17 protein-coding genes are annotated in these 22,275 nt (G+C 50.5%); 9 read left to right on the forward strand and 8 right to left on the reverse strand.

Going from position 1 to position 22,275, the window contains the following annotated elements:
• Positions 1-628: 628 nt before the first annotated feature.
• A complete protein-coding gene (locus H8L32_RS15670) occupies positions 629-2,140 on the forward strand; it encodes an ankyrin repeat domain-containing protein (RefSeq protein WP_186948203.1) in 1,512 nt (503 codons plus the stop codon).
• Positions 2,141-3,370: 1,230 nt separating this feature from the next.
• Here H8L32_RS15670 and H8L32_RS15675 read toward each other — a convergent pair.
• Both H8L32_RS15675 and H8L32_RS15680 read right to left on the reverse strand, forming a co-directional pair.
• Positions 3,371-3,895, reverse strand: a complete 525-nt coding sequence (locus H8L32_RS15675; RefSeq protein WP_186948205.1) for an NADPH-dependent FMN reductase — start codon at positions 3,893-3,895, stop codon at positions 3,371-3,373.
• A gap of 31 nt (positions 3,896-3,926) precedes the next feature.
• The gene (locus H8L32_RS15680) at positions 3,927-5,960 is read right to left on the reverse strand and encodes a lipase family alpha/beta hydrolase (protein ID WP_186948206.1); all 2,034 of its coding nucleotides are present in this window, start codon (positions 5,958-5,960) and stop codon (positions 3,927-3,929) included.
• A 307-nt stretch (positions 5,961-6,267) separates the two neighbouring features.
• Between H8L32_RS15680 and H8L32_RS15685 the strand changes: the two genes are divergently transcribed.
• Together H8L32_RS15685 and H8L32_RS15690 are read left to right on the forward strand one after the other, a co-directional pair.
• Positions 6,268-7,134, forward strand: coding sequence for a pirin family protein (locus H8L32_RS15685; RefSeq protein ID WP_186948466.1), 867 nt, complete (start codon positions 6,268-6,270; stop codon positions 7,132-7,134).
• A 29-nt stretch (positions 7,135-7,163) separates the two neighbouring features.
• Positions 7,164-7,568: an OsmC family protein gene (locus H8L32_RS15690; protein ID WP_186948208.1), complete on the forward strand. Its 405-nt coding sequence runs from the start codon at positions 7,164-7,166 to the stop codon at positions 7,566-7,568.
• A 135-nt stretch (positions 7,569-7,703) separates the two neighbouring features.
• On the opposite strand, the gene H8L32_RS15695 is transcribed toward H8L32_RS15690, so the two are convergent.
• The 3 genes from H8L32_RS15695 to clpS all read right to left on the reverse strand — a co-directional run bounded on the left by H8L32_RS15695 (position 7,704) and on the right by clpS (position 10,825).
• The gene (locus tag H8L32_RS15695) at positions 7,704-7,982 is read right to left on the reverse strand and encodes a hypothetical protein (RefSeq protein WP_186948210.1); all 279 of its coding nucleotides are present in this window, start codon (positions 7,980-7,982) and stop codon (positions 7,704-7,706) included.
• 237 nt (positions 7,983-8,219) lie between these two features.
• Positions 8,220-10,520, reverse strand: coding sequence for an ATP-dependent Clp protease ATP-binding subunit ClpA (gene clpA / locus H8L32_RS15700; protein WP_186948211.1), 2,301 nt, complete (start codon positions 10,518-10,520; stop codon positions 8,220-8,222).
• Positions 10,517-10,825, reverse strand: coding sequence for an ATP-dependent Clp protease adapter ClpS (gene clpS / locus H8L32_RS15705; protein WP_186948212.1), 309 nt, complete (start codon positions 10,823-10,825; stop codon positions 10,517-10,519). The genes clpA and clpS overlap by 4 nt, the downstream gene beginning before the upstream one ends.
• Before the next feature lie 397 nt (positions 10,826-11,222).
• Between clpS and H8L32_RS15710 the strand changes: the two genes are divergently transcribed.
• From H8L32_RS15710 to H8L32_RS15720, 3 genes are all read left to right on the forward strand, one after another.
• Entirely contained in the window at positions 11,223-11,426 is a 204-nt protein-coding gene (locus H8L32_RS15710) for a cold-shock protein (protein ID WP_162021162.1), read from the forward strand.
• Between the two features lie 146 nt (positions 11,427-11,572).
• Positions 11,573-12,940 carry a cache domain-containing protein gene (locus H8L32_RS15715; RefSeq protein WP_186948213.1) on the forward strand — a complete coding sequence of 456 codons (1,368 nt, stop codon included), beginning with the start codon at positions 11,573-11,575 and terminating at the stop codon, positions 12,938-12,940.
• A complete protein-coding gene (locus tag H8L32_RS15720) occupies positions 12,937-13,617 on the forward strand; it encodes a response regulator transcription factor (protein ID WP_186948214.1) in 681 nt (226 codons plus the stop codon). Before H8L32_RS15715 ends, H8L32_RS15720 begins: the two co-directional genes overlap by 4 nt.
• Positions 13,618-13,713: 96 nt before the next feature.
• Here the strand turns inward: H8L32_RS15720 and H8L32_RS15725 are convergent, their stop codons facing one another.
• From H8L32_RS15725 to icd, 3 genes are all read right to left on the reverse strand, one after another.
• Complete coding sequence (locus H8L32_RS15725) at positions 13,714-14,970, reverse strand: hypothetical protein (protein WP_186948215.1); 1,257 nt, start codon at positions 14,968-14,970, stop codon at positions 13,714-13,716.
• 75 nt (positions 14,971-15,045) lie between these two features.
• On the reverse strand, positions 15,046-17,814 hold the full coding sequence (locus tag H8L32_RS15730) for a DUF3857 domain-containing transglutaminase family protein (protein ID WP_186948216.1): 2,769 nt from the start codon (positions 17,812-17,814) through the stop codon (positions 15,046-15,048).
• Positions 17,815-18,287: 473 nt separating this feature from the next.
• Positions 18,288-19,541 (reverse strand): NADP-dependent isocitrate dehydrogenase, encoded by a 1,254-nt coding sequence (gene icd / locus H8L32_RS15735; protein WP_186948217.1) that lies wholly within the window; start codon positions 19,539-19,541, stop codon positions 18,288-18,290.
• Between the two features lie 620 nt (positions 19,542-20,161).
• Between icd and H8L32_RS15740 the strand changes: the two genes are divergently transcribed.
• From H8L32_RS15740 to H8L32_RS15750, 3 genes are all read left to right on the forward strand, one after another.
• Positions 20,162-21,145 carry a DUF1028 domain-containing protein gene (locus H8L32_RS15740; protein ID WP_186948218.1) on the forward strand — a complete coding sequence of 328 codons (984 nt, stop codon included), beginning with the start codon at positions 20,162-20,164 and terminating at the stop codon, positions 21,143-21,145.
• Positions 21,146-21,214: 69 nt separating this feature from the next.
• A complete protein-coding gene (locus H8L32_RS15745; protein WP_186948219.1) occupies positions 21,215-21,766 on the forward strand; it encodes a pseudouridine synthase in 552 nt (183 codons plus the stop codon).
• Between the two features lie 207 nt (positions 21,767-21,973).
• Positions 21,974-22,177, forward strand: coding sequence for a hypothetical protein (locus H8L32_RS15750; RefSeq protein ID WP_186948467.1), 204 nt, complete (start codon positions 21,974-21,976; stop codon positions 22,175-22,177).
• The last annotated feature ends 98 nt before the right edge of the window (positions 22,178-22,275 follow it).

Here is a 22,275-nt window from a genome sequence, read left to right on the forward strand (position 1 = left end):
CTGTTGCTGTTGCTGTTGCTGTTGATGTTGCCTTTGACGTTTGGGGTTGTTGTTGACTCTAATCCGCTTGGGACGAAGCCATTTGTGTAGTGCAGAAAATGGAAAAAGAAGGTCCGATGTTTGAGCGAAGCGAGTTGCGGACCTTCCCATTTTTTGCGCTACATAAATGGGCACTCCCGTAGGGAGCGAGTCTGCGGTCGCCTTTCTTTGATTCCGTTCTTTGGCGAAGCAAAGAAAGGAATTCGGCCGCCGGGCCGAGACCCGGCTTGTATCCACGAAGGGCAATCTTTTAATCAAAGTACGGCAATTCAACAAACGCCACTAGGCTCCAGCCTGCGCTGGAGCGACGATATGATGATTGCCGTTAATTAAAAGAAACCCATTCCCAATCTGCCCACCACACCACTCACAAGCCATCTGATTTTTTCGAGAGAAACCATACTTGACACCCTGTCATCCGCGCGGATCAGCACTTGACCATTCTATGCATTGCACCTATGCAAGATGTCGTTTAAAGTAAAAGCAATGAAAAATTGTCATGCCAATCACAATTCAACAAAGACTGGCACAGCCAAACTCAACACTCATTTTATTAATAGTCTGTAAATTATCATTGTCTGGACCTTTCATGAAATATCTGAGCGCCAATATCCTGTTCAAAGAAGAAGCTACGGCAAATCACTTTTTTGCCGCCATAGAACCGCATCTGGAAGCAGATGCATGGACACTCAATAAGTCATTGGCGCGCGTGTCGCCGGCCCTGCCTGCAGATTATTTTGAATTTTCTATCGACCTGTTCAAACAATATCGCAATGCCATCAACATTGAATTTTATTGCGGCACGCGGGACGAATACGAAGAAGTCATCAAAGCCATATTTGCCGCAGGCGCGCATATGCTCAAGCTGCGCGTGAGCGCCGACGAATACAATGAAACTGAACGTTACGCCGCAGGCAAGCGCGTCAAGAAGACCAAGGAATTTGACAAGGAATATGAAAGCCTGATCATCCCCGACGTCAACCTTGAATTCCATCGTGCCCTTAGCAGATACAATTTTACAAAAGCCATGACCTTGCTTGATCAGGTCGATCTGGCAAATATAAAATTTGATGATGAAGTGCTGGTGCCCTTGATTGATGACGTTGCGTCCAGCCAGCTTATGCTGATACTGATAGAACGTGGTGTCATACCCATGAACCATCTCGTCTGGGGCACAACACCCTTGTTCGTCCAGGCTGCCAACATGGGGAGTCTGGATGTATTAAAAGCGTTTTTTGAATCAGGCCTTGATCCCTATCTCGCAGATGACGGTGGTTGCACTGTCTTGCATGCTGTGTTGTGTTGCAACAAACCAGGCGCAATCGCCGCAGCCTGCTATGTCGCAGCGCAATGCGCCGGCAAGCTCAACCCTATGTCTGAAGATGGCAGTCCTTTATGGGAAGCGTATTACCAGCAATCAAATATGGCGGGGGCCAAATACTTCCGTCAACAAGGGGCACTACCCATCGCGCCAGAGGGCTTTTATGACACCTTCTCGCATGAAGAAATCATCGCCGAAGCAGCAAAGCATGGCGACCTGCCTACGCTCAAAGCGCATTTTACCGAAACCGACTATGACATCGCCGTGCGCAAAGCTATCTACAGCCAGGCGCTGGAAGTGCTGCAATGGCTGGACAGTGTTAAAAAAATTGATTGGTTGAGCGTAGCAAAAACGGATATGTTCGATGAAGCTTATTCCCGCGAAATCCTGCTGTTTGAAACACCCTTCATTTTTAGCAGTGGCGACAATGCCGACTTCGACTTTGTTGAAATGATCATCGATGCTGTTGCCCACGAGCCCACAACCCTGGACGTCATCGCCGTCTATCTGGCAGGCTATAACGGCACCAGCACACTATTACGCAAGCTGGGCAAACTGGGGGCGCGCTTCGTTTCTGCACTGATAGAACATGACGAGCAAGATTACCCCCTATCCATCGCTGCCCGCAGAGGCCACCTCAACAACATCGCCGCATTGCTGGAAATGGGAGCCGTTGTCCCTACCTACGAAGATGAAACCCTGGGAGAATATGCGCTGCGAAACATCGACAAGAGCAAAGTGACGGAAGCGAAAGCCTTGTTTAAGAAGTATGGAGTTTGAGGCGATTGGTAGATGCGTTACAGTTGCTATGTCGGAGTTTCAAAAAATGTGGCTTATCCTGACAGAATCTAAGTCGCTTGCGAGCGGGGCAATAGATGGACTAGAGGAGCTTCTATCTATAAACAGCAATCGTAACATCGTCGCTCCAGCGCAGGCTGGAGGCTACCGGGCTGGCGCTCCAGCGGCATTCGTTGCATGCTTGAATCGTTATTAAAACGATTGCCTTTCGTAGACACAAATTCGATCTCGGTCAATCAACGATAATCATGATGTCGTCGCTCCAGCGAAGGCTGGAGCCCAGCGGCGTTGCTTGCGTGCCGTACTTTGATTAAAAGATTGCACTTCGTGGACACAGGCCGGGTCTCGGCCCGGCGACCGAGATACTTTCTTTTGCGTCGTCAAAAGCAAGTATCCAAAGAAAAGGCGACCGCAGACTCGCCCTACGGGTGCTTACGCTACGCTTCAGCATAATTTGTGCGTCGCAAAAAAATGGGAAGGTCCGCAACTCGCCTGCGGCTCAGACATCGGACCTTCTTTTTCCATTTTCTGTGAAGCACAAATTACATCGTCCCAAGCGGATTGACGTCAAAAACAACTACAACGTCAAAAACAACCCAAAAGTCAAAACCAACGTCAATACAACCTCATTCATATTTATTTAAAGGCCGTCAATTAACGTTAGTGTGGGTGTTGCTGTTGCTGTTGCTGTTGCTGTTGCCTTTGACGTTAGGGGTTGTTGTTGACCTTAATCCGCTTGGGACGATGTAATTTGTGCTTCACAGAAAATGGATCAGAAAGCTTCGTGTTTGAGCGAAGCGAGTTTCGAAGCTTTCCCATTTTTTGTGACGCACAAATTATGCTGAAGCGTAGCGTAAGCACCCGTAGGGCGAGTCTGCGGTCGCCTTTTCTTTGGATACTTGCTTTTGGCGACGCAAAAGAAAGTATCTCGGCCGCCGGGCCGAGACCCGGCTTGCGTCCACGAAGGGCAATCGCTTTAATTAACGACACAGCATACAACGAACGCCGCTGGGCTCCAGCCTGCGCTGGAGCGACGAAGCTATGATTGCCGCTTATCGAAAGATACCCATCCCCACCCTAACCCTCCCCTTGAAGGGGAGGGAATTTCAATTGGGCCTATAGACAACAATCGCCGTAGGGCTCAAACCCGGCAGACTCCAACCTGCGCTGGAGCGACGATACTACGATTACCGATCGATAAGCCGCGTCCCCTTAAACCAGCGCCGCCAACGCCGCCACCAATTTCTCCTTCAACTCTTCATTCTTCAATTCCTGCTTCTCCACATCAAAATTCTCGTAAAACGTCGGTACAGAAAGACTGGCTTTTAATTGTCCACCAAAGAACGGTGCGGAGGTCGTAGCAGATGCCAGTACGCTGGCACCGCCGCGGGCGCCGGGGGATGTGGAAAGCATGACCATGGGCTTGCCCTGGAAGACCTTGCCATTGGCACGGGAACACCAGTCGAACAGGTTTTTATAGGCAGCGCTGTACGAACCGTTATGCTCGGCGAAGGAAATCAGGATGGCGTCACTGCTGGCGATCTTGTCCAGAAAAGCCAGGGCCAGCGCAGGTTTGCCGAGATCGGCTTCCTTGTCGACGCTGAAGAGTGGCAATTCATAATCATTCAAGTCCAGCACTTCGACATCGGCACCGGCAACCAGGTGGGCGGCATAGGTGACCAGTTGCTTGTTGACGGATTTTTTACTGTTGCTGGCGGCGAAGGCGAGTAGTTTCATGATGGCTTTCTGGTTTAATAATCTGGATGCTTCAGTTTTTCAATGGTATCAGGTCGATAGGCTTGAGGTAAGCATATTGCCCGGGGACGATGTGATAGCTTTGTTTATAAGGCTGATAGCCGCTAGCCTTGATCAGCAGTTCATACTGCCCTTCTTTGAGGCCGACGAAAGAAAAGAAAGACTGAAAGCGATAGTCGCGGCCAGCCAGGTAGGCATCGGCACCACGGTCACGCTCCTTGATATCGTCCTTCGCTGTCAGCGTACGGCTTTCTTTTTCCCCCACCAGGGTGATCGACTCTATCTGTATGTCTGGATGCGGTGCACGAAAGCTGCCCGCGGGGTTATCACCAGATTTGACGTCTGCACCTATATACCCTGACAGCACGCCTTGCGGCATGAATGAAAATTTCAACTCAGCTTTTTTACTGTTGGTAATGACCACCGGTATGGTCGCCGGTACGGTTTTAAAACCATAGGCAACTACGCTCGCCGTGTATTCACCCGGCGGGAAAGGCCCCAGTTGTGTGCCACTGTCGCGGGTACTCATGGGCAGTGTGATTTTTTCACGGCTACTGTCGACCGGGGTCAGCAACAACAGGGGATCAGACTTGGGTATGCTACCTGTAACTTCGTAAGTGAAAGCAATGTTCAGATTGCCACTACTAGCATTGCTGCCATTGTTATTACCTTTATCACCACGTCCGCCATTCTTTTTGTCGGCAGCAGCAAGCACGGCGGTGTATTGGCGAAATACCTCTGGTGAAGACAGGATGCCGATGTGGCTTTCGTTGAAACCTTTGACCATCCTGGCATCTGCCTGAGCATCGGCCCGCAATTCGCTGGCGAGAGTAATGCTGCCATCGGTATTGGCGGAATGCAGCAAGCTATAACTGCCGCCATGGCCAAAGAACAGATAATAGTCGAGGTCAGGTGGCAGCGGTTTCTGGAACAGGGTTTGTACGAAACGCCCTTTTGATTGCATGTCATTCCATGACGGCACTACCACCGGCGAATAGCGCACGCCATTGTCGGCCATGGTGTCGCCACCCCAGGGGGTTGAAAGGGAAACGAAGAGTTTGGCCGCCGGGAATTGTGCGCCATAATTGCTCAGGAAAGAACGCACCACCATGCCCCCCATGCTGTGCGCGGTGAAGTAGATTTTGTCGAAATGGTAGCGCCTTTGCAGATTGGCCAGTTTCCAGTACAGCAGATAAGACATGGAATCCAGAGAAGCGCCGGACGGGTAATAAAAGAACCAGGGCTGGTACTTGCTGCGGTCCAGATGTTCAAAGAAGTATTTCCAGTCTTGCGGTGAACCGGCAACACCGTGCACAAACAGGACAGGCGTTTTGGCCGGATCGTATTTGTCCAAAAAATAGATATTGCCACCGGCTTTTTTGAAAAACTCTACCGGCGTCCAGTAACCGCTCTTGCCGGATTCTGACGAAAATACTGCCTGATCCAGCTCGGCGATCGCCCCCACCTGTGTGCTGTGCAGTTTGCCGCTGGCCGGTGTCTCGCCAACCATCGTGCCTATAGGTACAGGTACTGAGATTGTAGACGCTGCTGTCTGCGCAGCAGAAATGACGAAATTGAGTTCGGCGACCACACCGGTTCCAGATGCCTCAATCGTCGGCGACATATACTGGCCGACAGGTTCACCGGCATCCAGCCTGAGATTGCCGTTCGCGTCACCAAAGGCAAACACGCTGTACTGCCCCTTGGGTACGATCAGTTCATAAGCACCTGGCTCATGCAGCACGGTGTAGTGCGCAATTTCCAATCGGCCATCACGTTTTGTGTAGGCCGCAACGACAACAGGCTTGTCCCATGGCGCATCGCTCGATATGGTGCCGACAAATACCGTGGACGAATAAAAAACCTTGGCTTCGTCATTCAGCTTGACGAAGGAACAGGCACTCATGCCACCACACAAGATGAGACAGCTTAGCAATTGCCAATGAAATTTCGGCAGCATCGGCAACATGGGCAGGCGTCGCATCATCCTGAAAAATGTCGCTATACGGTGGAAGAAGCGTGCATGATGCTTTACCGGTGCCTGCATAGTGACCTGTTGTCGGGTGGGGAGTGGATGACACAAATCTGTCATATCCAACTAATGAAAATTGATGGCGTATTGATGAAATAGATGGAAGCCATTAGAAACCGGTTATTAAAAACCTGTGCAATACTGCACATAAAAATTATATCAAATATAACGGTTTTTAAATGTTTTTTTGCAGTGCAATGTAATGCAGGATGCCTGCTTTGGAATTACAATCCATGGCAAAACCAGTTTTCATGTCTGTTCGTGCTTGCCGGGGACATCACTCCGGCTTCCATATCAGACACATCCGGAAAGGACCATGCATATGAGTGTCATCAGCCTGATCATCAGCCCGCGCGTCAAGGATCTTGGAGGCTTTACAGTTGGCCGCATCCTGCCATTTGCCAAACGGCATATGGTGGGCCCATTTATCTTTCTCGACCATATGGGACCAGCCCAGTTTGAAGCCGGGCATGGCATGGACGTGCGCCCGCATCCGCATATAGGCCTGGCGACGGTCACCTATCTGTTTGAAGGCAATATGTACCACCGTGACAGCCTGGGGTCGGAACAGGAAATTCTGGCCGGTGCCGTCAACTGGATGACGGCCGGGCGTGGCATCGTGCATTCCGAGCGCAGCAGTCCGGAACAGCGCCTGCAGACACGTACCCTGCACGGTTTGCAAAGCTGGGTTGCCCTGCCCAAAGAATTTGAAGAAGTAGAGCCAGAATTTCATCACCACGCAGCAGACAGCCTGCCCGCATTTAACATTGGGCAGGTGGCACTGAAACTGATCGCCGGTTCTGCCTATGGTCATACAGCACCGGTCAAAATATTCAGTCCACTGTTTTATGTCGAAGCAAAAATGCCAGCCGGTAGCCAGTTGCAGGTGCCTGCCGAATATGCCGAACGCGCCCTCTACCTGGTTTCCGGAGAATTGCGTATCGGTGATGAAACCATACAAGAACTGAGCATGCCAGTATTTGAAGAAGGTGCCGAAGTAACGATCACTGCCACCAGCGATGCCCATCTGGTTTTGCTGGGCGGCGCTACGCTGCCTGAGCAGCGGTATATCTTCTGGAATTTTGTCTCCACCTCTGAAGCACGCATCGAGCAGGCCAAGAACGACTGGAAAGCCGGCCTCCTTGGCAAAGTGCCGGGTGATGATGAATTCATCCCTCTCCCTGAATAAGCGCCATCAATCAACACAGGAACAAGACCATGAGCGACAAAACCATCTCTGCCCACGTCATCGAAACGGGCGAAAGCAATTTTGCTGTCGATATCGCCGTATCAGGCCATCACATCAAAGGTGACGAACCGCTGGACGTGGAAGGTGGCAACCTGGGCCCTGCCCCATATGATCTGCTGACGGCGGCACTGGGTGAATGCACCGCCATGACCGTGCGCTGGTATGCCCGTCAACATGCATGGCCACTGGACAGGGTGGAAGTCAATCTGACCCACCACAAGGAAGGCGTGCAGGATATATTCACAAAAGAAGTCATCCTGCATGGCGCAGAATTGACAGAAGAACAGCGCACCCGCCTGATTGCCATCGCAGGCAAATGCCCGGTACACAAGACCATTACCAGCTCACCGACAATCATCACTAGCGCAGGTTAGGCAAGCAAAAGCAAGCAAACTCAGGCAGGTTCAAAGAGACACAAGCAGTTTGAACCCCAAAGCAAAAAGCCCGGACAGTATCCGGGCTTTTTGCTTTGCTTATTTCTTCACTTACTTTTTCACTTATTTCTTCACTTATTTTTTCATCTTGCGACTGCGTCCTGCGGATTCCCGCAGAATGGTGTAGTTCCAGTCATCACTATGCTGGCCACCTGGCGTTGTCACCGACACACGAAACATGTCGTTGTCATCTTTCAAACGCTTGCCGGATGCCGTATGTTTTTTGTTGACGTCGCTGCGTTCATACACATCGATCTCAACTTCATTACCCTCAAGTGCGGCCTGTGACAAGACGGCATCGATAGTCTTGGTTGTATATTCCAGTACGTAGGTCGGGAGTGTGAAACCAGCCATACTTGTCTCCTTTGATATGCAACCGTTGCTCATTGTTGTTAGAACCTGCTTACGATCTTACTGCGCGAGCGTGATCGGGGCTCATGCGCTGCTCAAAATGCTCATGTACCAGAGTACATTCCGCTTTTTGCGCTGCGCTTTATATTACCCTGACTCCCGCTGACGCTCGCTACAGATCGTAAACAGCTTCCTGAAAAGGCCCCGTACAGCTGAGCAAGTACGGGGCACACAGGCAGTTTATTCGACTTCAACCACCTCTTGTGATGTTTCTGGTGGAGTTGCATCGCCTTCAGAAAATTCCAGTTTGACCTGGTCTTTGTCATCCAGATCGACAATCACACGACCACCAGTCACCAGCTTACCGAACAAAAGCTCATCCGCCAAGGCTTTGCGTATCATATCCTGTATCAAACGTGCCATAGGACGGGCACCCATGAGCGGATCAAAGCCTTTTTTGCCCAGGAATTTACGCAAATTCTCGGTAAATGTGGCTTCAACTTTTTTCTCATGCAATTGCTCTTCGAGCTGCATGAGGAACTTGTCGACCACACGCAGGATGATTTCTTCATCCAGCGAACGGAAGCTGATAATGGCATCCAGACGGTTGCGGAACTCAGGCGTGAACATGCGCTTGATATCAGCCATTTCATCACCGGCTTCTTTGCTGTCATTGAAACCGATAGAGCGTTTCTGCAGACTTTCAGCACCAGCATTGGTGGTCATGATGATGATCACATTGCGGAAATCAGCCTTGCGACCGTTGTTATCCGTCAACGTGCCATGGTCCATGACCTGCAACAGGATGTTAAACACATCCGGATGGGCTTTTTCAATTTCATCCAGCAACAGCACGGCATGTGGTTTTTTGGTGATGGCTTCGGTCAGCAAACCACCCTGATCAAAACCAACATAACCCGGTGGCGCACCGATCAGGCGGCTGACGGCATGGCGCTCCATGTATTCCGACATGTCGAAGCGTATCAGTTCTATACCCAGGGTGAACGCCAGTTGCTTGGCCACCTCAGTCTTGCCGACACCGGTAGGACCGGAGAACAGGAAAGAACCGATAGGCTTGTCTGTCTTGCCCAGGCCAGCACGTGCCATCTTGATGGCAGATGACAGCGCTTCAATTGCAGGCTCCTGACCAAAGACCACGTTTTTCAGGTCGCGTTCTATGGTGCGCAGCTTGCTGCGGTCGTCCTGATTGACGGTCTGTGGCGGAATACGGGCGATTTTCGAGATGATGTCTTCGATATCGGCCTTGCCTATGGTTTTCTTTTGCTTGGACTTGGGCAAAATACGTTGTGCTGCACCAGCTTCATCGATCACGTCGATAGCCTTGTCAGGCAAATGACGGTCATTGATGAAACGGGCAGACAGTTCAGCCGCAGTCGCCAGCGCCGATGCAGAATACTTGACGTTGTGGTGTTCTTCAAACTTGGATTTCAAGCCACGCAGAATCTGCACGGTTTGTTCCACGGTTGGTTCATTGACATCAATTTTCTGGAAACGACGTGCCAGGGCATGGTCTTTTTCAAACACACCACGGTATTCTGTATAAGTTGTCGCACCAATGCATTTCAACTGGCCGCTGGACAGCGCCGGTTTCAACAGATTGGATGCATCCAGCGTACCACCCGATGCCGAACCGGCACCGATGATGGTATGGATTTCATCAATAAACAGAATGCCGTTGGGCGTGTCTTTCAGCTGTTTCAGTACACCTTTAAGGCGCAGCTCGAAATCGCCACGGTATTTGGTACCGGCCAGCAAAGCGCCCATATCCAGCGAATAGACGACGGCATTGCTCAAAATATCAGGTACATCACTTTGGGTGATGCGCCATGCCAGGCCCTCGGCGATGGCAGTTTTGCCAACACCGGCTTCGCCCACCAGCAGCGGGTTGTTTTTGCGACGACGGCACAGGATCTGGATCACACGTTCCACTTCACTGTCACGGCCGATCAAAGGATCAATCTTGCCTTCGGCAGCAGCCTTGTTCAGGTTTTGCGTGAACTGGTCGAGCGGGTTTTCCTTGACCTGGGCTTCGGCAGCGTTTTCTTCGTTGCCCTCTGGTGCCTTGGCCGGTTCATTGTGACGATCCTTGCGCACACCATGCGAAATGAAGTTCACCACGTCCAGACGTGTCACGCCCTGCTGATGCAAATAATACACAGCATGGGAATCTTTTTCGCCAAAGATGGCAACCAGCACATTGGCACCGGTGACTTCTTTCTTGCCATTCGATGCCGACTGCACATGCATGATGGCCCGCTGAATCACGCGCTGGAAACCCAGCGTCGGCTGGGTATCGACTTCACTGGTACCTGGTACGGTAGGTGTATTGTCGGTAATAAAATTACCCAGGGTTTTGCGCAAATCGTCAATATTGACAGCGCAAGCCCTCAAGACTTCCGCCGCGGAAGGGTTGTCCAGCAAGGCCAGCAATAAATGCTCAACCGTGATGAATTCATAACGAGCCTGCCGGGCCTCGACAAAGGCCATATGCAGACTAACTTCCAGTTCTTGCGCAATCATACTTCCTCCATCACACATTGCAGGGGGTGTCCTGCCTTACGAGCGTGCGTTAAAACGAGTTCCACTTTGGTCAGCGCAATATCCTTGGAATAAACGCCACATATCCCTTTGCCATCCCTGTGCACCTTGAGCATGATCTGCATGGCAGTCTCACGATCCTTGTTAAAATATTCCTGTACGATGGCCACCACAAATTCCATAGGAGTGTAGTCATCGTTGAGTAGAATCACCTGGTACATGGAAGGCGGCTTTAGCTTCTGAGCCTGACGTTCCAGTATCGTACCGTTTCCTTGCTTGTTTCCCATACGTATATTCTAGTACGTTGATTCATTCCAGAGACAAATAATAAGCGAATAAAAACAGCTTAGTTCTCGCCCTGATCAAATGTTACGCGCTTTCCGCTTTTCTCGCAGATGGTGATTAATTCCCACAGATCAAGTTTCTTTTAAAAATCTATTTATTTCCGTTTAATTTACGGGAATTTCTTGTCATTAAGTAAAAATACAACAATACTGCATCCCCAAGGCATTTGTAACCAAAAGTTTCTTGACTTTAGCTTTTTTTCCGCCAAGAATGATAATTATTGACAAGATAAGTATTAAATTGTCAATATGAAGTGAGCAGGTCAAGGGGGAGGTAGCATAGTGCTAGGTTTCTTGCTTTTACGGCTCGTGTGATTAGTTTCTATTTGAAAGATGCATTATGGCAACAGGTACCGTCAAGTGGTTCAATGATTCCAAAGGTTTCGGCTTTATCACTCCGGATGACGGCGGTGAGGATTTGTTCGCCCACTTTTCCGCAATCCAGATGAACGGCTTTAAGACCCTGAAAGAAGGTCAAAAAGTAACGTTCGAAGTCACGCAAGGCCCTAAAGGCAAGCAAGCTTCCAACATCCAAAATCCTTAATACGATTCTGGTTTTATGAAAAACCCCGCTTTGGCGGGGTTTTTTTTCATCTGCCGCCCACATACATCCATTTTGCCTTAAATCCGGTTCAAGGCTACAGTAGAACTCTTTTTGATCGCCGCTGTGAGCAGAACGCGAATTGTTTCATGAAACTCAGGTACAAAATCATCCTGCTGGCGGTTGCGCCTTTCCTGTTGTCCTTTGCCGGGATTGCGCTAGCCGTGTTTTATCAGGCTACCTTTCTCGCCAAGCAGCAAAGAAACACCGTTGAACAGGCTTACCTGGCCAGCAAGGAAGCCGAACTCAAACACTATGTAACACTCGGCAACGCCGCCATTTCACATCTCTACAAGAGCAAGCAACAAAGCCCCACCACCCGCGAAGAAGCCAAAAAGATCCTGGCCGCGCTGGATTTTGGTGACGATGGCTATTTTTATATTTACGACATGCAGGGGAATAATCTCATGCACCCGCGCCAGCCCGACCTGGTCGGCAAGAATTTATGGGGCATGACCGACCCGCAAGGCAATTTCACCATCCAGGATCTGATCAATAAGGCGAAATCCGGTGGCGGTGCCATTCGCTATATGTGGGAAAAACCGTCCATGCGCAAGGTCATGCCCAAGCTCGGCTATGTGGTCATGCTGGATCAATGGGGGTGGATGCTGGGTACCGGCATTTATCTTGATGACGTAGACAACGCCCTCAATAAAATTGACATACAAGTGGCGAAAAACATACAAAGCACCATGTCGTGGATTGCTGGTATTGCCCTTATCAGCGCCCTGCTGATTGCCTTGTCCGGCCTGGCACTGAATATCAGTGAATCGCGGCTGGCCGAGGCCAAGCTCAAGGTGCTGGCGCAAAGCGTGGTCAGCTCGCAGGAAGATGAACGCGCCCGCCTATCGCGTGACCTGCATGACGGCCTCAGCCAGTTGCTGGTATCTATCAAGCTGCAGATAGAATCCGGTCTGGTCAAGCTGGGCCAGAACAATGGCAACCCGGACGCCGCCAAGATATCATTCGCCCGCGCCACTGATCAGCTCAACAAGGCCCTCAGCGAGGTGCGACGCATTTCCCATAACCTGCGCCCTGCCCTGCTCGACGATTTGGGCGTGGTGGCCGCTTTTGGCCATCTGGCGGAGGAATTTGAAAGCGCCACCTCCCTGCCGGTCAGCTTTCATGCCGAAGGCGATTTCCATGCCCTGAGTGAAATCAGCAACACCGTGCTGTTCCGGGTGGCGCAGGAAGCGCTGACAAATATCCACAAACATGCCGAAAAAGTCAGCCATGTGCACATGCAGCTCAATTGCGAAGGTAGCAGCATTTGCCTCATCATTACCGATGATGGCAGCGGCTTTGACATCAAGGGAGTAGCCAATCACCCCCATCGCGGCATAGGCCTGAGCAATATGCGCGAACGCCTGGCTGCCATCAACGGCAGCCTGGAATTACAATCCAATATTGACGGCACCACCGTCGTTGCCCGCATTCCAAACGGAGAAGACACATGACCGACCAACAAACGGTCCAGCCATTGCTGACAGAGGCCAAACCAGACAGCGCACATGAGCAGCCCGCCCAGGTCCATCTGTTGCTGGTAGATGACCACCCATTGGTCCGGGATGGCCTGCGCGCCCGGCTGGAAACCATCGCCAGCATCCACGTCGCCGGCGAAGCTGGCAGCGCCGAAGAAGCGCTGGCCATTGCTGCATCCACCAGTATCAACCTGGTGCTGATGGATATTAACCTGGGTGCCGGCAATGGTATCGGCCTGACAGCCCGCTTCACAGCCGACTACCCGGACATTGCCGTCATCATGCTATCCATGCATGAAAAAGCAGAATATGTGAATCAGTCCATGCAGGCCGGTGCCCGCGCCTATGTGCTGAAAGATGCCCCGGCAGTCGAAATCATCGAAGCCATCGACACCGTCATCGCTGGCGGCATGTATTTCAGTTCCGGCCTGAAAAGACAAAACGGCACACCCGACAACAGCCAGGTACTGACCCAGCGCGAACAGGGCATCCTGAAAAGCATCGCCACCGGCAAATCCAACAAACACATCGCCAATGAACTGGGGCTGAGTGTCAGAACCGTGGAAACCCACAGACTGAATATCAAACGCAAACTCAATATCGAGGGGCAGGCGGATTTGATACGGTATGCGTTGAATAATGTGATTGCGTAATAATGTGACTACACAAGCCGCTCTCTGGCAGGCATACAAAACCTGTCAGCCATACGCGCCAATCAATAAACCGGCCTGCGAGCCGGTTTATTGAGCCTACTTCTTCTTGTACGCTTCCAGCGAGCGCGCTCTGTCGTCCAGGCCTTCTTTTTCCACGTCGAGCAAGGCTTGTCTTTCGGCATTGATTTGCTTCACCAGCCCGTTATACTGATTGAGATCCTGGTCGTTCTCGAAGATCAGGCTACCGCCTTCAAATTTGATTTTGCCAAAGCGACTTTCGCATAGGGCCAGCACCTGCTTTTTCAATTCGATAAAGGCGCGCAAATGTTCATTGCGGCGTAAGCGGCGCTCAAGAATGTCTTCCATATTCTTTTTATTTTCCGCAACAATTTCCTGTCTTTGCTGCGGCGTCATGACGATTCTTTCCATCGCTTCTGTATAGGTCGCGCGCAGGCTGTCATAGCGTTTTGAATTATTATCAAACATGTTTTCCGCTGACAACAGGGTCAGATTGCCATTCTCAAGACCCTGGCGCGTCGTCACGTTGGCAGGCTGCAAGACATTGCCAAGATCCAGCGCTTTCAACTCTTCAGAAAACTGCAGATTCTGCCTGATGTTTGCACGCAAATATTCAAAAGTCAGACGTGCTTCCTGATCAAAAACGCGCTGACCTGTAAGGGTAATGCGGTCCGATAGCTTGACGTTATCGCCCAGTTCTTCTTTTTCAAGTTTGAGACCTATTTCCATCAATTCAGCAATAGATTTACGGGCCTGACGCACACGCGCCTGCATTTCATTTTTGGACCAGTTACCCAATTCTTCGTTACGCTCGTCCTTACTATTTCTCAAGGCATTGAGCATACTCAGGAAAGTGGGCGTCGCACGAAATTCATTCAAGGCTTTGCGGTCAGCAGGCGGCATTTTATTGAATTCGGCTTTTGCTGCATCCAGGTTTTGATTCATTTCTATTTGCCACAGACGCGTAGAAATCTTCCCTATCGGTTTGGGCAATTCCTTCAACAGTTTTTGCGCATAGTCAGACGACAGGTATTTGGCAAGCACGGTAGACGTGTGCAGGTTAATCGCGTCCACTGTGAAAGGACGCATGAAAATATCCTGATCCAGATACGTCTCAGGCTTGGTTCGGTTATTGTTTTCCAGATCACGCCGAATGACATTCTGTATCCCCTGATCAATACCAAAAATGCGCACGATCTGCTGCACATCTTCAACCCTGGCTGGATTAGTTACGGGTATTACCGCCGCCTGCGCCACCGGAGCCATGCTGGCCATAGAAACCATGTAAGCCAGGCAGGACAAGGACAGTACTATTAATAATCGCCATACAGACATCTTCATTCCCTCATTCATTTTATATTTTTGATTTTTTGATTTTTTGATTTTTTGATTTTTTGATTTTTTATTACACTACTTATTTTTCTTAAGGCGTTCAGCTTCAAATTCTGCCAGAGGCCTGTATTCAGCCGTCAACATCCCTTTTTCAACAGAACGCTGTATATACACCATGGCCTTGATCTTGTTGCCACTGATAATATTCAATTGCCCGATATAGAAATAAGCTTCTGCCAGAGCGGCATCGAGCTCATCCCCTGTACGTTTGTGCACCTGGTGCAGTATCTGGTCTTCAGATTTTCCACCGGTGTTGGTCGCTGCCAGCATGTCGTTGAGCCAGTCATCGCCGCTATCGATAGTGCTCGTCAGGGTAGCCTGTGGATTCTGTCGTTTCAGCGCCAGTTGGCGCATGATGTTGGCACGCAGTTTCGTGCGGCCAGCATTGCTGTGATCGGCTGCCAGGGCAAAACTGTCTGCGGCATCACGCCATTTCGCCAGGGCAAACAAGGACATGCCGCGCAGCATGTGGACATCGCCGTCTACCGTGCCTTGCGCCAGCAAACGCCCGGCGTCGCTTTCACTATTCTTGAAATCGCCAATGGCAAAATAAATCTTTGCACGACAACGCAAGGACACCTGCGTATCCAGTGCTTCTTTTTGCAGGGCCTGCAAATCGGCACTGGCGTCGGATTTTCTGCCCATGCGGGCATAGGACAGGCCACGCTCACATAAAGCGATGCCGGCGTTGCTGCCATTGGCACGTGCTTCATTAATGAGCCTGGTCTTGCTGCGTATGCTTTCTTCCAACTGCTCGCTAATTCTTTGCTTCAACGGCAAGTCGGTGACTGGCTTGCGGTCTGGCGCCTCACGCAAATCAGTCTTGCGCACGTTCGCCGCACCTTCCAGCATCATGCCAAACTTACGTGTATCTGCCATGAATTCGACCACTTCTTGCGGCGCTACCCGGTCTTTCAGCATGCGGAGTTCTACTGAAGCGCGGAATACATTCGCCTTGAACGTCAACACCTCGCTGGCCTGGAACGCCGCATTGTTGATTTTTGAAGTCGATGGCGTGTAATTCGCATTGATTTCTTCGGGCAGACTGATTTCCAGATCATAACGAATCAATGGCGTATGGCCAGCCACCATCAGCGCCTGGGTGCGTTTGGGGTTTTCTGGCAAGACAAAACGTTCACGCATATTCGAAGCCTGATAGCGCAGTTGCCAGCCGGTAGCGGTTTTTTCCAGCATGCCGGGAATCTCGAAATTCAACTCTATGTTCAGGGTATTGGCCTGGCGATTGTCTGTCACAGTGGGACCGGATCGCAGCTCGGCATTCGGGTAACGCCTTAAAACAGAAGCAATATAACCACTTTTGATCTGTTCCCTAGTCTGACGTGCCAGATAATAACGCACCTGTTCCGCCTCAACACCAGAGTATTGATGAATGAGCTTGAAATCTGCTAGCCCATCAAATTTCTGCAAGCGGATTTTCTCTACCCTGCCGTTGATGGTCTGCGTGCCTTCTTCCTTTTTCGGGACAACGGCCAGGTCATGGGTATCTTTTTGAATCACCAGTACTTCCGCCCCTTCATGCACCTGCCCCATATTGGCCAGGGGGCCGTACTGGGCAGCGCGGGTAGGGTCCAGATAATAGGTCTTGCCATTCACCCTGGCCCTGACGATGGCATGATCAAAGGCCAGGGGCGTAGGTAGCATTTTTCCGGCCAGCTTTGGATTACTGGCAGAAATCAATACCGGCGATGCCTCTATACCCAGTTTGCGCAAAATGGTCACCAGCAACAACGACTTGTCCTTACAGTCACCATATCGGCGGGCCAGCACCACGTCCGGCGGAAAAGGCTTATGCGAGTTCTCGCCTATGGAAATCGACAGATAGCGTATTTCATTTTGCACATAGGCCAGCGCCTGCTGCACCGTTTCGTCGGAAGTGGCCGCCCCCCGCAGGCTGGCGACGACTTTTTCGACATCGGCACTGGTGGTATTCACATCAAACAGGTTTTGCGCCCATAAACTGACCTGCTGCCATTGAGAAAATTCAGAAAATTGTATCGCCCGGAACTGGAATACATCGCGCGGAACATACAGCTCATATTCGACCGCTTTCATTGGTCCGGCAGATAGGGTTGTAATTTTCCGGCCAGCGACTTGCTCTTCCCTGGTCTGGATGGTGCCGTTACCCTGTCCTATTACGCGGTAATTGATGGGCCTGTTGATGGGCGAGCTTAACCGTATGCGCTTGCGCAAGGTGGGAAAGGTGTTATCCCACAACGTGGTTTGGAAAAAATTACCGTCAAAAACCGGATTTTGCCCTGTCGTGGAATAGGCAATATCGACAATATCACCAACTCGTATGTCATCAATCACGATGGAGGCAGTGACAGACCCGGTAAAGATGCCAGAGTCGAGATCGCTTTCCATTTGCAGATAGCGAATGTCGGCCGTCGTGGTTTTATCAAATACGCTAGCGCCACGCAATACCCGCAAGCTGTGCAGGCCAACCCGCTGATATTCCGGGTGAAAAGGAATTTCAATCCGCCCCACCTGGGCCAGCATGGATGCTTCATTCACCTGCGTCATGCGATGGACATAGGTCGTGGACGGCTTGTCGACATACATCTGCACATCCGACAGACGCACCACCAGCGGCGCTGCGGTATTGGCATCGGCGATCTGGCTTCCCTGATCTTGCTCAACCCAGGCAGGCACTGCCTCGCCGCGTGTCAGGTTTTTTTCAAACCGTTGCGGATCTTGTGATTTGCCTGTGCCCGGATTGTCTGTTTGAGCAGCATGCGCCAGACCATTGCCCAGCAAGGCCAGCATCACTACACAACTTACGAAAACGCAGAAGATGCGGAAAAAGCCGTTGTTGAAGCGTCGATTCAGACTGGAAGGCAATCCTGCCTGAATTGTTGCTGCAGTTATTTTTTGGATTGCTATTTTAATTATTATAGATGGCGTCATAAGTATGCAAAAAATGATTCACTGCCTTGAAAGTACAATCAAGAAAAGCGAGTGGCATTATTGCGGATTATGATGATCAACAGCCATGAAAACACAGACCCGTATCCACTATGGTCGTGCCGGAGTCCCGAAGCCATGATCCAACAATCTATGCCTGCTCTGAAAATCAACTTCGAGATTTGTTTGTCATGATAATTTTATCAGATTGAATTATTTTTATGCTAAAAACTCGCAGCCAGCAAAAAGCCCCCTGTCTCGCGACAGAGGGCTTTTTTTATTGCTTTCCTTACAGGTAATACGGCTTGATGCAAGCCATATCACCGTCTTGGAATTTACATGTTTTCGATCATGACATCGCCGAAACCGGAGCAAGACACTTGGGTAGCGCCTTCCATCAGACGGGCGAAATCGTAAGTGACTTTCTTGGCAGTGATGGCTTTTTCTGTCGAGCTGATCAACAGGTCAGCCGCTTCCAGCCAGCCCATGTGGCGCAACATCATTTCTGCGGACAGGATCAGGGAACCTGGGTTCACATAATCTTTACCGGCATACTTAGGTGCTGTACCGTGAGTTGCTTCAAACATCGCGATAGAGTCAGACAGGTTGGCACCTGGAGCAATACCGATACCACCAACCTGAGCTGCCAGCGCGTCAGAGATATAGTCGCCGTTCAGGTTCAGTGTAGCGATAACGCTGTATTCTGCCGGACGCAACAGGATTTGCTGCAGGAACGCGTCAGCGATGGAATCCTTGACAGTGATTTCTTTACCTGTTTTTGGATTCTTGAATTTGCACCATGGGCCGCCGTCGATCAGTTCTGCGCCGAATTCTTTTTGTGCCAAAGCATACGCCCAGTCACGGAAGCCACCTTCGGTGTACTTCATGATGTTGCCTTTGTGGACGATAGTCACAGATGGCTTGTCATTGTCGATGGCGTACTGAATCGCTTTGCGTACCAGACGTTCTGTACCTTCGCGGGATACTGGCTTGACGCCGATACCGGAAGTTTCTGGGAAACGGATTTTCTTGACGCCCATTTCTTCGGTCAGGAACTTGATCAGTTTTTTAACCTGGTCAGAACCTTCAGCGAATTCAATGCCGGCATAGATATCTTCAGAATTTTCACGGAAGATGACCATGTCTGTTTTTTCTGGCTCACGCACTGGAGATGGCACGCCTTTGAAATAACGCACTGGGCGCAGGCAGACGTACAGATCCAGCTCTTGACGCAGGGCCACGTTCAGGGAACGGATGCCGCCGCCAACTGGCGTAGTCAGTGGGCCTTTGATGGAAACAACGTAGTCTTTCAAGACTTTCAGTGTTTCTTCTGGCAACCAGACGTCAGGACCATAAACTTTGGTGGATTTTTCACCCGCATAGATTTCCATCCAGCTGATTTTGCGTTTGCCGCCATAGGCTTTCGCTACGGCCGCATCAACGACCTTGATCATGACCGGGCTGATATCAACACCAGTGCCATCGCCTTCGATGAAAGGGATGATAGGATTGTCAGGAACATTCAGTGAAAAATCAGCATTGACGGTAATTTGTTTACCTTCAGCAGGTACTTGAATATGTTGATACATCGTTTTCTCCGTAGTTGGGCGATCAAGCGGGTCGCGCTTTTCTCTTCATTTGTCTTGCATGCCGATATGTTGCCAGCCGTCAATTTGTCTGATCAGGTAGATCAGGGCAGCATGACTTTTGCATTAACTCTTCTATAAGACACAAGACCATCATTTCGTATTATGCACTACTATTTTACTGTATGCCATCAGTTTGTCAGCTTTGCTGGCATCAGGGTATGCCTGATTTATGCTGTAAGCCTGCCTCCGGCAACCTCCATCATAGTCGTTGCACGGCCTGAAGGTTGGCCTGTATTCAATAAAACACCCCGATAAGGGATAAATTTATCTATCGCTGCGCTCTACTATTCTTATCATAAAGTTCATAATCAAGCAGAGCAAGATTATCAGGGGCATTTTTTCAATGCCACTTGCCAAATTAAATGTTGTTTTAACAATATTATGTGAAAATTCTAATTGGCGCTTTATTGCGGACAGGTCGATACCTGAACTTTACCGTCTGCCGACGCTCTGAACTGAGATATAGAAACTGAGGGGAACTGAGATGCAAGTGCCGGGATATAAAAACTGACATACGGCACACTGCCCGCCCCAAGCAATCTTAACCAAGGAATATGTCCATGCCCTTCAAGGTAGCCAAAGCCAGGCTTGCTGCATATGTGTTGCGACTATCTGGCGTCGTATTGCTGGCTGTGCCCTCTCTGGCATCGGCCACCTTTTCTATCGTTGCCTGTGACCGGAATGGCAATTGCGGGGCCGCGGTAGCAACCAATAATCTTGCCGTCGGGGCCAGCGTTCCGTATGCGCAGGCACATGTAGGTGCACTGGTTTCCCAATTCGAGACCAATCCCACCTATGGCCCCAAGGGACTGGCGTTGCTGGCATCCGGACAATCACCAGATGCCGCGATCAGGATACTGCTGGATGGAGATAATAATTTCGACAACTCTGGCATCACGGCGCGACAAATTGGCATGGTCGATGCCAGAGGGCGCTCGGCAACGTATACGGGGGCTGAAGCCTTAAGTTCCGCATGGGCAGGTGCAGAGCACGGCGACGGTTTTTCGATTCAGGGCAATGGTCTCGCAGGTGAACAGGTGCTGTCCAGCATGAAACGCGTCTTCCTGTCTTCCACTGGTACGCTGGCAGAGCGTTTGATGGCCAGCCTGGAAGCCGGGGAGAAGGCAGGCGGTCAAACCACGGGCAGGCTGTCGGCTGCATTGCTATTAAAAACGCCAGAGGGAGCCTGGCAAGACATTGACCTGCGTATTGATAGTGCCGCAGAGCCGGTCAGGGATTTGCGGCGTTTGTTAGAGCAACATTACGCCCTGCAAGCCATCCTGCGTGCAGAACGCCAAGTCAGAAAAGGCGCCATCAGTGATGCCCGTACCTCGATTTCGGAAGCATTGCACCGATGTCACGGCTGGGATCGTATCTGGCGACGGGCAGCGCGCCTGGCAATGACGATGGGGGATACGGACCGCGCGCTGGATTACCTCAGCGTTTTTCTTGCTATCAATCCTGTCTGGGGACGCATGGAAATCCGGGACAGTATCTACCAGCCCCTGCGCACTAATGCGCTGTTCAAATCATGGAATAACTGATTCGGCCCTATCAGACAGAATCGGGCTTACAGTTTTGCTGTGGGCATTTTACGGTTACCATAATGCCCCATGAAACTGATTTTGCTCAATAAACCTTTTAATGTGATGTGCCAGTTCTCTGCGCACCCCACCCGCCCTACTCTGGCTGATTACGTCAGGATTCCACATATCTATCCGGCTGGCAGGCTGGATGCCGATAGTGAAGGGCTGCTGCTACTGACTGACGACGGTCAACTGCAAAACCGCATCAGCCATCCCGATCACAAACAACCCAAGACCTATCTGGTGCAGGTGGAAGGTACGCCAGACAAAACAGCGCTGGAAAAACTGCGTCAGCCGCTGGACCTGGGTGATTTTGTAACCCAACCCTGCATTGTCAAGCACATCCACCCGCCCGAATGGCTATGGCCGCGCACGCCACCGGTACGCGACAGGGCCAGTATCCCCACCAGTTGGTTGAGCATGACTTTGTCGGAAGGGAAAAATCGCCAGGTCAGGCGCATGACAGCGGCAGTCGGCCTGCCCACCCTGCGCCTGGTCAGAAGTAGCATCGGTGGTTATTCACTGGAAACCCATCCTTTGTTACCGGGCGAATGGCAGGAAGTTAGTCTTGGCAAATGAGTTTAGCGAGTAAGTATTTAGCAAATACGCTGTAGAAGTTATGCTTTCAATAAAACTTGCACGGAATTTCAGAAAAAGTTCCCGAAAACGTATAAATTAATTAGAATTCCTGTCAACGCCCGGGCAACTGGTCGCGTTATTTACCTTGATTCAATTGAATCAATGATCATCTATCACCGCAACCAACTCTTGATGAAGGACATTAAAATGAAAAAATTGATCGCCGCTCTGGTCGCAGGTCTGTTTGCTTCTGCCGCTTTCGCCCAAGCTTCTGCTCCTTCAGCCAAAGCATCTGCTCCTGCAGCTTCTGCCGCAGCGGCTGCATCTACTGATGCATCCAAACCAGCTAAAAAAGCGAAAAAACATAAAAAAGCAAAAGCAGCATCTGCTTCCGCTTCTGCATCTATGTAATTTTTACACTTTTTGGTGTAAGAGCAAGGCAGGTTTATCCCCTGCCTTTTTTTTCGCCCAGATTTTCGTCCGCATTTAAGCAAAATGGTTATTGCGCA

The organism is Undibacterium hunanense (assembly GCF_014284335.1).
Classification (GTDB): Bacteria; Pseudomonadota; Gammaproteobacteria; order Burkholderiales; family Burkholderiaceae_D; genus Undibacterium; species Undibacterium hunanense.

Excerpts from the sequence above, each read along its gene's own strand:
- H8L32_RS15740 (WP_186948218.1), top strand. The coding sequence starts at position 20,162 with ATGCCCTTCAAGGTAGCCAAAGCCAGGCTTGCTGCATATGTGTTGCGA.
- H8L32_RS15695 (WP_186948210.1), bottom strand. The coding sequence starts at position 7,982 with ATGGCTGGTTTCACACTCCCGACCTACGTACTGGAATATACAACCAAG.
- H8L32_RS15720 (WP_186948214.1), top strand. The coding sequence starts at position 12,937 with ATGACCGACCAACAAACGGTCCAGCCATTGCTGACAGAGGCCAAACCA.
- H8L32_RS15670 (WP_186948203.1), top strand. The coding sequence starts at position 629 with ATGAAATATCTGAGCGCCAATATCCTGTTCAAAGAAGAAGCTACGGCA.
- H8L32_RS15715 (WP_186948213.1), top strand. The coding sequence starts at position 11,573 with ATGAAACTCAGGTACAAAATCATCCTGCTGGCGGTTGCGCCTTTCCTG.
- H8L32_RS15675 (WP_186948205.1), bottom strand. The coding sequence starts at position 3,895 with ATGAAACTACTCGCCTTCGCCGCCAGCAACAGTAAAAAATCCGTCAAC.
- H8L32_RS15710 (WP_162021162.1), top strand. The coding sequence starts at position 11,223 with ATGGCAACAGGTACCGTCAAGTGGTTCAATGATTCCAAAGGTTTCGGC.
- H8L32_RS15745 (WP_186948219.1), top strand. The coding sequence starts at position 21,215 with ATGAAACTGATTTTGCTCAATAAACCTTTTAATGTGATGTGCCAGTTC.
- H8L32_RS15685 (WP_186948466.1), top strand. The coding sequence starts at position 6,268 with ATGAGTGTCATCAGCCTGATCATCAGCCCGCGCGTCAAGGATCTTGGA.
- H8L32_RS15690 (WP_186948208.1), top strand. The coding sequence starts at position 7,164 with ATGAGCGACAAAACCATCTCTGCCCACGTCATCGAAACGGGCGAAAGC.
- clpA (WP_186948211.1), bottom strand. The coding sequence starts at position 10,520 with ATGATTGCGCAAGAACTGGAAGTTAGTCTGCATATGGCCTTTGTCGAG.
- icd (WP_186948217.1), bottom strand. The coding sequence starts at position 19,541 with ATGTATCAACATATTCAAGTACCTGCTGAAGGTAAACAAATTACCGTC.
- H8L32_RS15750 (WP_186948467.1), top strand. The coding sequence starts at position 21,974 with ATGAAAAAATTGATCGCCGCTCTGGTCGCAGGTCTGTTTGCTTCTGCC.
- clpS (WP_186948212.1), bottom strand. The coding sequence starts at position 10,825 with ATGGGAAACAAGCAAGGAAACGGTACGATACTGGAACGTCAGGCTCAG.
- H8L32_RS15730 (WP_186948216.1), bottom strand. The coding sequence starts at position 17,814 with ATGCTGGCCTTGCTGGGCAATGGTCTGGCGCATGCTGCTCAAACAGAC.
- H8L32_RS15725 (WP_186948215.1), bottom strand. The coding sequence starts at position 14,970 with ATGTCTGTATGGCGATTATTAATAGTACTGTCCTTGTCCTGCCTGGCT.
- H8L32_RS15680 (WP_186948206.1), bottom strand. The coding sequence starts at position 5,960 with ATGCAGGCACCGGTAAAGCATCATGCACGCTTCTTCCACCGTATAGCG.